Source organism: Arthrobacter sp. UYEF20 (assembly GCF_040546335.1).
GTDB lineage: Bacteria > Actinomycetota > Actinomycetes > Actinomycetales > Micrococcaceae > Arthrobacter.
In genome coordinates, this window is sequence record NZ_JBEPNP010000020.1 from 1 (window position 1) to 12100 (window position 12100).

The 12100-nt window shown below is 64.3% G+C and carries 15 protein-coding genes and 1 pseudogene; 10 read left to right on the top strand and 6 right to left on the bottom strand.

Going from position 1 to position 12100, the window contains the following annotated elements:
* Positions 1 to 93 precede the first annotated feature (93 nt).
* From ABIB26_RS18650 to ABIB26_RS18660, 3 genes and pseudogenes are all read right to left on the bottom strand, one after another.
* Positions 94 to 778, bottom strand: a pseudogene (locus tag ABIB26_RS18650) (AAA family ATPase); the annotation flags it as partial.
* A gap of 169 nt (positions 779 to 947) precedes the next feature.
* A complete protein-coding gene (locus ABIB26_RS18655; protein WP_354246502.1) occupies positions 948 to 1373 on the bottom strand; it encodes a Clp protease N-terminal domain-containing protein in 426 nt (141 codons plus the stop codon).
* A gap of 5 nt (positions 1374 to 1378) precedes the next feature.
* Entirely contained in the window at positions 1379 to 1612 is a 234-nt protein-coding gene (locus tag ABIB26_RS18660) for a sigma-70 region 4 domain-containing protein (protein ID WP_354246505.1), read from the bottom strand.
* A gap of 437 nt (positions 1613 to 2049) precedes the next feature.
* Here ABIB26_RS18660 and ABIB26_RS18665 point away from each other — a divergent pair, with 437 nt between their 5' ends.
* The 10 genes from ABIB26_RS18665 (at position 2050) to ABIB26_RS18710 (ending at position 8939) form a co-directional block, all read left to right on the top strand.
* Positions 2050 to 2481: an SRPBCC domain-containing protein gene (locus ABIB26_RS18665; protein WP_354246508.1), complete on the top strand. Its 432-nt coding sequence runs from the start codon at positions 2050 to 2052 to the stop codon at positions 2479 to 2481.
* 179 nt (positions 2482 to 2660) lie between these two features.
* Positions 2661 to 3242 carry a dihydrofolate reductase family protein gene (locus tag ABIB26_RS18670; protein WP_354246511.1) on the top strand — a complete coding sequence of 194 codons (582 nt, stop codon included), beginning with the start codon at positions 2661 to 2663 and terminating at the stop codon, positions 3240 to 3242.
* A gap of 254 nt (positions 3243 to 3496) precedes the next feature.
* Entirely contained in the window at positions 3497 to 3853 is a 357-nt protein-coding gene (locus ABIB26_RS18675; protein WP_354246513.1) for an ArsR/SmtB family transcription factor, read from the top strand.
* Positions 3850 to 4266 (top strand): SRPBCC family protein, encoded by a 417-nt coding sequence (locus ABIB26_RS18680; RefSeq protein ID WP_354246516.1) that lies wholly within the window; start codon positions 3850 to 3852, stop codon positions 4264 to 4266. The genes ABIB26_RS18675 and ABIB26_RS18680 overlap by 4 nt, the downstream gene beginning before the upstream one ends.
* 429 nt (positions 4267 to 4695) lie before the next feature.
* Complete coding sequence (locus tag ABIB26_RS18685; RefSeq protein WP_354246518.1) at positions 4696 to 5262, top strand: copper chaperone; 567 nt, start codon at positions 4696 to 4698, stop codon at positions 5260 to 5262.
* Between the two features lie 58 nt (positions 5263 to 5320).
* Positions 5321 to 6085 carry a DUF899 domain-containing protein gene (locus tag ABIB26_RS18690; protein WP_354246520.1) on the top strand — a complete coding sequence of 255 codons (765 nt, stop codon included), beginning with the start codon at positions 5321 to 5323 and terminating at the stop codon, positions 6083 to 6085.
* Between the two features lie 196 nt (positions 6086 to 6281).
* On the top strand, positions 6282 to 6935 hold the full coding sequence (locus ABIB26_RS18695) for a LysE family translocator (RefSeq protein WP_354246522.1): 654 nt from the start codon (positions 6282 to 6284) through the stop codon (positions 6933 to 6935).
* 247 nt (positions 6936 to 7182) lie between these two features.
* The gene (locus ABIB26_RS18700; protein WP_354246525.1) at positions 7183 to 7752 is read left to right on the top strand and encodes a MarR family winged helix-turn-helix transcriptional regulator; all 570 of its coding nucleotides are present in this window, start codon (positions 7183 to 7185) and stop codon (positions 7750 to 7752) included.
* Complete coding sequence (locus ABIB26_RS18705; RefSeq protein WP_354246528.1) at positions 7749 to 8243, top strand: SgcJ/EcaC family oxidoreductase; 495 nt, start codon at positions 7749 to 7751, stop codon at positions 8241 to 8243. Before ABIB26_RS18700 ends, ABIB26_RS18705 begins: the two co-directional genes overlap by 4 nt.
* A gap of 138 nt (positions 8244 to 8381) precedes the next feature.
* The gene (locus tag ABIB26_RS18710) at positions 8382 to 8939 is read left to right on the top strand and encodes a catalase-related domain-containing protein (protein ID WP_354246531.1); all 558 of its coding nucleotides are present in this window, start codon (positions 8382 to 8384) and stop codon (positions 8937 to 8939) included.
* Between the two features lie 142 nt (positions 8940 to 9081).
* Here ABIB26_RS18710 and ABIB26_RS18715 read toward each other — a convergent pair whose 3' ends face one another.
* From ABIB26_RS18715 to ABIB26_RS18725, 3 genes are all read right to left on the bottom strand, one after another.
* The gene (locus ABIB26_RS18715) at positions 9082 to 10338 is read right to left on the bottom strand and encodes an acyl-CoA dehydrogenase family protein (RefSeq protein ID WP_354246534.1); all 1257 of its coding nucleotides are present in this window, start codon (positions 10336 to 10338) and stop codon (positions 9082 to 9084) included.
* Positions 10339 to 10466: 128 nt separating this feature from the next.
* The gene (locus tag ABIB26_RS18720; RefSeq protein WP_354246537.1) at positions 10467 to 11171 is read right to left on the bottom strand and encodes a TetR/AcrR family transcriptional regulator; all 705 of its coding nucleotides are present in this window, start codon (positions 11169 to 11171) and stop codon (positions 10467 to 10469) included.
* Positions 11172 to 11311: 140 nt separating this feature from the next.
* A complete protein-coding gene (locus tag ABIB26_RS18725; RefSeq protein ID WP_354246540.1) occupies positions 11312 to 12082 on the bottom strand; it encodes an IclR family transcriptional regulator in 771 nt (256 codons plus the stop codon).
* Positions 12083 to 12100 lie beyond the last annotated feature (18 nt).

Consider the following 12100-nt stretch of genomic DNA (forward strand, 5'->3'; position numbering starts at 1 on the left):
GGCGTCGTCCTTGTACTTCTGGCTATACATCTTACGGTCGGTCATTGTGAAGAAGGGCTCCTAACAAGCTGTCTCACAAAACCATACGGCCGCACGGTTTGCCAGGACGAAGGTGAGTTCGTCGGTGCTGAGGGTCCGGTAGTGGTGGGCGAAGCCGATGCGGCTGTAGAGCTGGGGGGGTAGCGGGCGAGGCGTTTTTCGATGCCGGGCATGCCAATAAGGATGACGCCCATGGTGTGGCGGTCGTAGTAGTCCCTGACCTGCTCGAGCGCTGGAAGTTTGAGCCGGTCGGCCTCGTCGATGATGAGGAGTTCGGTCAGGCCGGATGCCCGCGAGTCGCGGTGCTCGAAGACGTCGATGTTGCCGTCGTGGGCGTATTCGACTGCCCAGGAGATCTTTGGCAGGTCCGGGGTAGTTGCCGGTCGATCTCTCGGGGGCTGATGGTGACGGTGGGGGTCCAGAATGCGGTTCTGGCCTCAAGCACGCGGGCAGGGATGGGCTCGGTGTTGGTTTCGCCGGTCCGTTGCCATTGTTCCCATTCGGTCGCGCCGGCGTAGGCGCGTGCGGAGAGGGTTTTGCCGACGCCGGGCGGTCCGTAGCAGACGCCGATGTGGCGGTTGGTGCGCACCGCGGTGGCGAATTCGGTGAAGCGCCGGTGCTCCTTGGTGATGAGAAGTGCCGGTGTGTCGGGCGGGACCGGTGGCGGGGCCAGGGAAATCTCGCCGAGGTCGTTGAAGAGGAAGCGGCGTCCGTCGTCATTCTCGTTCGTGGCGGGCATGGGCGTTCCGATCTTTGCGGTCAGTCTTCGGCGTAGGTGCGGAGCCGGCGCTGCTTCGGATCCGCGGGTTGCCCGCCGGTTTGGGCAGGTTCGGCGGGTGCCGACGGCGCGTAGCGGTCATCGGCGGGGAGGGCATCGGCGAGGCTGAGTCTGGTGCGCAGCTGCTTCTTCAGTTCGTTCCGGCGTGCTGATCTGGCCGCCTTGAGCTGCTTGAAGGTGACTGAACCGGCGGCGAGTTCCGGGGCATGGCGCCGCCCCTGGGCCGTGCCCGGAAAAAACCGGTGCGGCGCGGCCGGGGCCGGTCCAACGCGCCCGGCCCGAAGTTCGCTGCCGCCTGGCGCCGGACGGACTGAAGGTCGATGCCGATCGATTGGAGGATTTCAGCGTCGGCAGTTCCCGTGCCCGCTATCGCGTCCGCCAGCGGCCGGCGTTCCACGCCGTGCTCCCGCAGGGCGGTCGCCGCGATGCCGTCGACGTCTTTCATGACGCCGAGGACGAGGTGTTCGGGCATGATCGCCTGGTGTCCCAGGGCGGATGCTTCCTCGGTCGCATGAAGGAGAACCTGGCGCGCTGCTTCGTTGAATAGTTCAAACATCATCATCACTGTCCCGGGTCGGCATCGGACACTGGTCGCCGGGAGTGCTTCCGGTGCACTGTTTGCTTGGAGACCCCCATCTGGCGCGCAATGTCCGCCCAGGACCAGCCGTGGTCGCGTGCGTTCCGGACCTGGAGCTCCTCCAGCTGCTCGACCAGGCGGCGAAGAGCAGCCACCGCACGCAGGCCGACGGCCGGATCGGGGCTGACTCCGGAGTCGACAAGTTGGCTGGCAGACATGCCGTCAGCATATGTTGACGGCACAGCGTCGTCAACGTGTGCTGCCAGGAAATTCGGGGTGGGGGATGATTCTTTGGGTCCTTTCCGTCAAGGACCGCGTTCGCGCCCTGTTACCCAACAGTTGCCGCCCCGGTCGGCGCCACCGGAGCACTCAGGCGCAACCGGGTATTCGTGGGCTCTGCGTCCCTGATCGCCCGCCCGGCAGACGTCCGGCAGATGAACGGTATCCGGGATGACCACCCTTGGAACTTCTACTACTCTGGCGGAGGAGCGTATCGATGAGGACGGCAAGGTGGCTTTCGGCTGAGTTGCCCTGCTGGCGTTCGCTGACAACAGCGCGGCCAGGTGCTGCGCGACTCTGTTCCATCGCCTTCGTTCAAGATACCGTAGGGGCCAATGAGAGTGGACGCCACCGGATCCGGAAGTAGGAGAAAGCCATGACTGGGAAGTATGTCGCGATCTCGACGATCACGATCGATGCATCAACAGATCGGGTGTGGGCCGTACTCACCGACCGTGACGCGATCAAGGAGTTCATGTTCGGCACGGATGTCGAGACCGATTGGACAATCGGCGCCCCGATCGTCTGGCGCGGCGTTTGGGAAGGCAAGGAGTATGAGGACAAGGGCGTGGTCCTCGAGCTCGAACCCGGCCGGCGACTCGTGAACACGCATTTCAGTCCGCTGAGCGGCCAGGATGACATGCCCGAGAATTACCACACGCTCACGTGGACGCTGGAGGGTGAGGCCGGAATGACGGAGCTGACGTTGTCGCAGGATAACAACGCGAGCGTTGAAGGAGCCGAGCACTCGAAGGGTATGTGGGACAGTCTTGTGAAGGGCGTGAAGGCGATCGCCGAGCGAGACTAGGCAATATTGCCGGTCGCGGAAGCGCCCGTTCAGCGTTCGGCTCTTGGCGTGTAGTTTGTCCACGTGAGGTGGAGGAATCTTCCTGAATTTGGCCGTCTCCTGTCGATTTCATCGTCCGCGGTTCGTCTAATAGGTACGAGGTCGGTACGGAGCCGACACGCCTTATAAAGGAAATGGCCATGAGAAAAGTTGTCGTGACCAACAACTTGTCGCTCGACGGTGTGATGCAGGCACCGGGGCGGCCCGACGAGGACGTCCGTGGTGGCTTCGAGCGCGGCGGCTGGGCTTTGCCATACAACGACCCGATCATGGGCCGCGTAATGGGAGAGGGAATGGCGCAGACCGGCGCCCTTCTTCTCGGGCGCCGCACGTACGAGGACTTCGCGGGATTCTGGCCCCACCAGAAGAACAACCCCTTCACCAATGTGCTGGACAACATCCAGAAATACGTCGCGTCGACGACACTGGCCGGACCACTGCCTTGGAAGAACTCGACACTGCTGAAGGGTGACGCAGCAGACGCCGTGGCCGACCTCAAGCAGCAGCCGGGCCCGGATATCGCGATCCTGGGCAGCGGAGAGCTGATCCAGTCGCTGAGGGACCGCAATCTCATCGACGAGTACGTGCTCCTCATCCATCCACTGGTTCTCGGTTCGGGGCGACGTCTGTTCCCGGACGGCGCCCCGCCGGCAGATCTCCGGCTCGCCGGCAGCGTGACGACGACCACCGGCGTGGTGATCGCGACCTACCAGGCGGTCTGAAGGCAGCCGCCGACGGTCGGGAGACGGACTCGGGGTGGCGAAGCAAGTGCCACCATCCGTTGCGGAAGAATGTCAGCCGCGTCCGCGGAGGGGCCCGCCTGGGACCCGGTTCGCTCCCTTGCCAAGGGACCCCGCGATTCGCAGGGTTGACTTCGGCCGCGATGCCTTCTAACGTACAAGGTATCCCTTGTACAAGGGATACCTTGTAACTGGCGAGTCCGGCGGATCCCGCCAACACAGAGAGAGACACGACGATGACTGTCACAGAGGCCGATCGTGCGTCGGGACCGGATGCGGTCCTGCGAGCACTCGCCGACCCCAATCGTCGGCGCATCCTGCGGCTGGTCCGCAACGAGGGCCTCGCCGCAGGTGAGGTCGCCAAGCATTTCGAGATGACTCAGCAGGCCGTCAGCCTGCACCTCAAGATGCTCCGAGGTGCGGGCCTGCTCACCGAGCGGCGACAAGGCACCAAACGGCTCTACGCCTTGCGTCCCGAGCCGTTGGACGTGGTTCGCACCCTTCTCGACGATCTCTGGCCCGACGCGCTGGCGCGACTCAAGGACGTCGTCGAACAAGACCTCAACCGCAACCGAAAGCAGGAACAGCGATGAACCAACCAGACCCCGTCACCGCGTCCATCCGAATCGCAGCCGCCCCAACCGATGTGTTTCCCTACCTCACCGAGGCGTCGCTGCTCGTCAAATGGATGGGTGCCTGGGTGGACGTGAACCCCGAGCCTGGAGGGAACTTCGCTGTCAATATCGGCGACCAACCCATCCGGGGCACCTACATTGCGGTCGAGCCGCCGCATCGTGTCGTGTTCACCTGGGGATTGCCGGGCAACGACGCGCTGCCACCCGGCGCCTCGACCGTCGAAATTCTCCTGACTGCCGACGGCGACGGCACAGTTCTCGATTTGATCCACCGCGGCCTCCCCGCCGACCTGCGACCGGATCATCTCGCCGGCTGGACCTCGTTGCTGGACACCCTCCGCGTGACCGCCTTCCTCGATCCCGTGAGCTGAACGGCAGACGGAAGCTGTGGGCCCATGTCCGAACAGCCCGCATTGGTCAAACGGATTTCTTGGCCAGGTGGACGCTGGTTCGTGTCGACTTGTCCACGTGTGTGACGTGGTCGGACGCTCGGCAACGTGGCTGGGCGCGCGTACGTCGAGGGAACGCCTGCCACGTCCCCGTACCACAAGCGACCAGGGCCCGGCCGCCCGCCTGCGGCCCGATAGCTATCGGCTGAACACTGGAGGTCTTGTCATGTCCGCAGTAACCGCTCAATCATCTTTTCCTTCGGCTCGCAGCAGCAACCTCACCCTCGCGTTGGTGCGCACCCGCCGGCTTTCTCTAGTCAGATGACGAGCGCTAGGACAACCACGACGGCAGCCGCGCTGACAGCGACGCTCGGGCTCGCCGCCGCATCCTGGGTCGTTGCAGTTTGGCAGATGAACGGGATGGACATGGGCGTGACGACCCGGCTCGGTTCGTTCGCGTTCTTTGTCGCTGTGTGGGTGTCGATGATGGCGGCGATGATGCTGCCGGGCGCGGCTCCGGCAGTCTTGAGACACGCCCATGCCACCGGCCGCGTGCGCGCCGTGCCGTTCTTCGTCGGCTCTTACCTTGCCGTCTGGACGCTCGTGGGCGTCGCCGTGTATCCGTTGTACCGGCCGCTCGGGTCTTTCGCCGCCGGCGCAGTTGTGATCGCGGCAGGTGTCTACGAGTTCACACCGCTCAAGCGGCACTTCCGCCGGCGCTGCCGTGAGAGCGTCCGCTCTGGAGTCGAGTTCGGGCTCTACTGCGTCGGCTCAGGCATCGGACTGATGCTGATGCTGGTGGCGCTCAGCATCATGAGCGTCCCCTGGATGTCCGTGATCGCCGTCCTCGTCCTCGTCCAGAAGCTCCTGCCCGCGAAAGCCGTCATCGATGTGCCACTGGGGCTGGCGATCGTCGGACTTGGAATCCTGATCGTCATCGCGCCCTCGTCGGTTCCCGGACTCATGCTGTCGATGTGAGACGTCACCGGCGCTCGGCCCACACCAAGCCGTTGTTACAACACGAAGGAGAGAAAAAATGACCGATCACAAGACAGGAACACGTGAAGAGTGGCTTGCGGCCCGGCTGGAGCTGCTTGAGGCCGAGAAGGCGCTGACGCGGCGCAGCGACGAACTGGCCCGGCAGCGGCAGGAACTGCCCTGGGTTCGAATCGACAAGCAGTACCGCTTCGAGACCGACGATGGCACAGCGTCCCTCGCCGATCTCTTCAGAGGACGCTCGCAGCTCCTCATCTATCACTTCATGTTCGCACCCGAGTACGCGGCCGGATGTCCGTCCTGCTCGGCGATCGCGGACGGCTTCGACCGCACCGTCGTCCACCTTGCGAATCACGACGTCACGCTGTGCGCGGTCTCGCGGGCTCCGCTCGCGAAACTGCAAGCGTACAAGCAGCGGATGGGCTGGAGCTTCCCCTGGGCGTCCTCGTTCGACAGCGACTTCAACTACGACTTCCACACCGCGCATACCAAGGAGGAGTGGGACTCGGGAGCGGTCGAGTACAACTTCCGCAGGACGGACTTTCGGCCGCCGGCCGGCCATGAGAATCCAATGCTCGCCGAGTTCGCGTCGAGCGTCGGAACGGACTGGGAGACGTACAGGCGAGAAGGGCCCGGCGTGAGCGCCTTCGCGCTCGAGGATGGCGTTGTCTACCACACCTACTCGGCGTACGAGCGTGGAGTGGACGGCCTCTGGGGCATGTATCAGTGGCTCGACCGTGCTCCACTTGGCCGCAACGAGACCGGCTTGTGGTTCCGCCGCCACGACGAATACGACAGCCAGTAACGAGAAGCATCGACACGCAAAGGACGACGCTCATGAGTGACTTGTCGGGCAGGACCACTGTCGTCATTGGCGCTAGCCTGGGCTTGGGGCGCGGGATGCGTCCCCTCCAGTACCAGACGGAGGAGACGTTCTCGGTCAACTCGCGTCGGGGCACACGCGAGGAGCTGTGCTGCTCGACCGAGCTGGGGATGCGGCGATGAGCATGACGGTGTTGGATCCGCTGGTCGCGTACGCGCTTCCCGCGGCGTTGATCACGATGCTGCCGGGCCCAGACACGGCGATGGTGCTGACGACCGCGCTCAAGGGCGGTCCGGCGGCTGCGGTCCGGGCGGCATGGGGTGTCGGCACCGGATTGCTGGTGTGGGGCGCCGCAGCTGCGCTCGGCCTGGCCGCCGCCCTACGCAGCAGCGCCATCGTCTATGAGCTGTTCCGGTGGTGCTGCGCGGCGTACCTCCTGGCTTTGGCCGTGCAGGCCCTGCGCGCGTCGCGGCGGGCGGCTGTCGCTGAGCCGCCCACCGCGTCCACCAGGCGGTGGCGGAACCTACCGGCGCTCAGCTGGGGTTACCGCCGTGCGTTGTTGACCTGCGTGCTGAACCCGAAACTCGGTGTTTTCTTCGTCGTGTTCTTGCCCCAGTTCATTCCCGCCGGCGCGCCCGTCGCCCAGGTATCCTTCGCGCTGGCCGCCCTCCAGGCGGCCGAAGCGGTGCTGTGGTATCTGCTCCTCGGCCGGCTGGCCCACGCCGCCAGCCGCACCCTGGCACGGCCCCGGGTACGCAGCTGGCTCGACCGCCTGACCGCTGTCGTGTTCCTCGGATTTGGTCTACGTGTCGTAACGGAGTCGAGCAACTAAGGGGTCAGGCTCGGCAGCCTCCTCGGTGGGAGCACTATCCAGCAGAAGAACCGGTCGGCCATCCACTCGGACACAACATTTGTCAGCTCAAGACAAGCCAGAATTCTGCTTCGCAGACCGTCCCCCTTGCGGGAAGCTTGATCAACTTGGTCGCCGACTCGACGGATGGATTCTCAAAATCATTTGACGCGCTGACGCCTACCGTTATACCTTAGCTTCTAAGCGATCAACTAAGGGGGTTTGGCTTGTGAAGCAACGCGCCGATGAGCCCGATCGAGCGGTTAAGAAAGAGTTGACGCTGCTGACACGTCGTCACAGCACGGCCACCGTTTTGTTCCACCACGCCATGGCCGATCGGCTGGGCCTGGGCCCAACCGATCACAAATGCCTTGACCTGCTGCTACAGCATGAAGACATGAGTGGAAGCCGACTGGCCGCGATCACAGGTCTCACCACCGGAGCGATAACCGGCGTCGTGAATCGACTCGAGAAGGCCGGGTACGTGCGGCGCCAGTCGGATCCGTCAGACGGACGACGCCAGAGACTTGAGCCCGTCCCTGAACGCATTGCTTATGTCAGCAAAATGTTTGCCGAGTACGGGCCCGACCTTGCGAGTCTGCTGGCAGGGATGGACGCCGTCCAGATCTCAGCGGTTGTCACCTTCCTCACGCGCGCCACCGAGCACCTCGAGCAGCACGCGACCGCGCTCCGGGCGGATGCGCCCAGACACAACCTCGGCCGGAGGCCTGAACCTGATAATAAGAGCGCTCCCAGGCACGATCCGACCCAAACCCAAGATCAGAAGGCTCCACTATGACCATTTCTGACCAGGCCTCCGACGTCGAGGTGTCCGACCTCTTCAACCGTATGTGCGCCGCCTGGACCGCAGGTGACGCAAAAGCCTATGGCGCCTGCTTCACCGAGGACAGTGACTACGTCTCCTACGACAGCTCCCACGCCAAGGGGCGCGCGGCCATGGTCGAAAGCCACGATCAACTCTTCAAGGGGGTACTCACCGGCTCGGCCCTTGTCGGAAGCGTCGAGTCGATCCGGTACCTGCGACCTGACGTCGCTTTGATGCATGCGACCGGCTCCGTTCTCATGTCTTGGCGTTCGACTCTTCCAAAAAGACGGTTGTCACGACAGACGATCGTCGCAGTACGCTCCGAGGAAGGTTGGAAAGTCGCTGCTATGCACAACGGACGCGTCCGAACAGTCAAGGTCCCAAGTCCCGACTCGATGCCCTCCCGCGCATCGAGAACCATGACCCGCGCAGCCAAAATGCTGCACCTCGGCAAACTGCGTTGAGTGAGGGTAAGTCATGTGTTGGGCTCCGACTCACGAGGTTGCCAAGTGAGTCGGAGATCCGGGGAGTGTGCGCGGCGCAGTAATCCCGCGGCGGGCTCCCCCAGTGCAGCGCGCCCATCCCATCGTCGGCTACTGCAGATGCCGATCAACTCGCCGCAGCACGTCCCCTTGGCCACGAACCAGTCCGTCGGGCAGATGTCCTACGGACGGGACCTGGGCCCGGGCCAGAACCCGCACGTGAACTTTGAGCCCTCGATCACCGGGGGCCTCCGGGAGGGCCAGTACCAGACGGAGGACATCGAAGGCCCCGAGCTCGCCGGCCGGCTGACCCGCGCCCGGATACCGCGGACCAACGACTATCTGCAGGCCGGACAGCGCTACCAGCTGCTGGAACCGTGGGAAAAGGATGACCTGGTGCTCAACTTCACCACCCTCATCTCGCAGGCGGACCGGAAGGTCCAGGAGCGCATGCTCTGGCATTTCTACATGGCCGACGACGAGCTCGGCTCCCGCGTAAGCGAGGGCCTTGGCATCGGGCTGGACGATGTGAAGGACCTGGGCCCGCTGGCATCGCAGACGTTGACTGAAGCCGAACAGGAGAGGATGAAGAACCTGGGCAAAAACGGCCTGCGCGATGTGCAGGGATTGGCTATGACCCACTGCGTCCCGAACGGGCGCGTGACCGTGGAGCGGTAGGCCGCCGTTCCAGCGCAGGTGGATTAAGTGCGTGCCCCGCCGAGAATGCCGGGGATTATGGCTTCTGGACTCATGGGAGATGGCCTTTTCGGACGGAATCAGTTAAAGGAAAGAGTCGCGCCTGCGGTTGCCGGTCGTCGGGTCAGGCGAACGCGGAGATGCCGGTGATGGAGCGGCCGATGATCAGGGCCTGGACGGTTTCGGTGCCCTCGTAGGTGTGGATCGCCTCGATGTCCGCCATGTGCCGGGCCACCCGGTTGGCCAGCAGGATGCCGTTGCCGCCGAGCAGATCCCTCGCGTTCGAGGCGATGGACCGTGCGGTGCGGGTGCACGTGTACTTTGCCAGCGATGCCTCAACCGGGCTGAGATTTCCAGCCTCATCCAGACGGGTCATCCGGACTACCATCAGCTGCATCGTTGCCAGTTCGGAGAGCATCCGGGCCAACCGTTCCTGCACGATCTGCGAGGCGGCCAGGGGGCGGCCGAACTGTTGGCGCTGCGCCGCGTACTGCACAGCGGTCTCATAGCAGGCGGTGGCGTGGCCGACGGCGGACCAGGCGACCCCCAACCGGGTGGCCAGCAGCACTCGTGCGGTGTCCTTGAAGGAGTTGGCGCCCGGCAGGACATTTTCGGCCGGGACAAAGACGTTCTCCAGCCGGATGTGGGCCTGCCAGATGGCCCGAAGAGAGGACTTTCCTTCGATGGTTGTCGCCTGGTACCCCGGTGAGTCCTGGGGCACCAGGTAGCCGTGCACCTGGCCATCCTCGGCCCTGGCCCAGACTACTGTCAGGCCGCCGATGGAGCCGTTGCCGATCCACTTCTTCTCCCCGTTAAGCAAGAAGCCGCCAGCCGCGGCCACGGCGGTGGTTTCCAGCGCCACCGAGTCCGAACCGTGCGTGGGTTCGGTCAGCGCGAAGGCGCCGTACTCCTCGCCGCGGGCCAGTGCCGGGAGCAGCCGCAGTTTCTGTTCCTCGGAGCCGCACAGGGCGACCGAACGCAGCGCCAGTCCGCCCTGCACAGCGATGACGGTGCCGATGGAGCCGTCGCCGCGGCTGATTTCCATATTCACCAAGCCTGAGGCCATCGTGGACATCGGGGCAAAGCCCTGAACCGGGATGCCGTCGCGCAGCAGATCAAGCTCTCCCAGACGCTTGACCAGGTGCAACGGGTACTCACCCCGTTCCCAGTACCCGGTGATCACCGGCAGCACCTCGTCCTGGACAAACGCCCGTGCCCGGTCCCGGTACGCGCGGTCCTCAGCGCTGAGACCTTCGAACACGGCAGCCGGGTCCGGGTCCAGAGCCTCCGTCAGGATGTAGGCGGGTTCAACGGTTCCGGCGGGAAAGCCTTCCGGCACTTCGGTGGGGCTGGCCGTGGGGGCGGGGGCCGAGATTGTCATCAGGCAGTCCTTAGGAATTCCAAAGTTCTTCCCGCCCGGGCGGAAAGTCGTGGCAGGCCCACGTGGAATCAAGAATGCGTGACACTGAGTATCAAGTCAAGGCACTCAGTTTCATTTTTCCACGTCGATTAGGCTAAGGCCTCCCGGACGGCCTCGAGGATCTCCTCGGTGGCAACCCCCGGTTCCAGGACGGTAACGAGGACAGCAGGACGGCGCGGTTCCGGAACTGCCGACGGGAAAAGGGCCGGCCGGAAGATATTCACCACAGCCCGCAGCTCGCGGCCGAGCCGGGAAGCCATTGTCCGGTCCAGCCGGTCATCGGAACCCCGCTCGGCGTCCTGCAGCCAGTGGCGCAGGACCCTGTTGTGGACGGCCACAACACCTGCGGCGAAGGCGACGGTGGCGTACTCCCGGTCCGCTTCGGGAAGGGTGGATTGCAGGTGCCGGCGGAACGACCGCTCGTAGCGGTGGGTTGTCACCAACTCGCGATCGCGCAAAGCCGGAACCTGGTGCAGCAGCTGATTCCGGAGAAGAGAGGTCTCCCGGTTGCGCACATGCTGGTCGAAGACCATCCGGGCTGCCTCTGCAACCGCAGTGAGCGGATCCACTGTCGAGTCCCCAAGGTCGGCCTCGACCCGGGCCAGAATGCGTTCGTGATCGGCAAAGACCATGTCTTCCTTGGAGCCGAACTTGCGGAAGAATGTGCTTCGGCTGATTCCGGCGGCGTCGGCCAGCTCTTCCACCGGAGTCGAGTCATAGCCTTGCCGAATCAGCAGTTCTATGGCCGCAGCGACAGTAGGGCCAGGATCCTGCGCCGCGGGGTTCTTCACCATGGGCGTGAATTTAGCACGTGGAACCGGTTCGGCCCGCACCGGGACCATGGCCATTACCGGCCCGTGACTTGGTTCCAGATGTAGGTCGGGGCCCGTGTGACTATGGCGGTGCGCCGCGGGACACGCCTCAAGCCTGGTCCTCAGGCCGGATGTAGCTTGGTCGAGTACGCGCTGAGCGCCCTGCTGATATCCCGGGCGGCTCCAATGGCCGCTTGGCCGTATTCATCGAATTTTTCGCGGACAATCCGGCTCGAAGGGCCCGAGATCGAGATCGATCCGGCCGGCGCCTGGCCCGGTCCCAGGAACGCGACGCCGATGGAGGTGATTCCGGTACTCAGGCCCTGTTCGTTGATGGAGAATCCGCGGACCTGGGTGTCCGCGATTAACTGTCGAAGGGACGGCGGATCCACCACTGTCTGAGGGGTAACGGCGTCCAAGGGGACGGACAGGTATTCCTCAACGTAGCTCTCCTCGGCGGCGGCCAGGTAGGCGATCCCTGTGGCCGAAGCGTGCATGGGCACACGCGAGCCCAGGGGCAGGAAGGCGCGAAGGACGTGCGGGGTGTCGAGCCGTTCGAGTACCAACATGAAGCGCCTGTCCGGTACGGCCAGGTGCACCGTCTCGGTGGTGTCCAGCTGCAGACCGTTCAACGGCCCCATCGCAGCGTCGCGGATCGCGGATCCGCTGCTGCCGCGGCTGGCCACGGCAAAGGCATGGTTGGTCAGTAACCACTTGCCGGCCTGCCCCTCCGATTGCGCCACCCAGCCAAGTTCGCCGAGCGTTCGAAGCATGCGCAGCACGGTGGCTTTGGGGACGTCGACCTCGCGGCTGATTTCGGACAGGCCCGCCGGCTGGTTATCCGATACGGCTTCGAGAACCCTCATTGCCGTAACGACGCTTTGAGTGCTCATTCGACCTCCTGATCATCG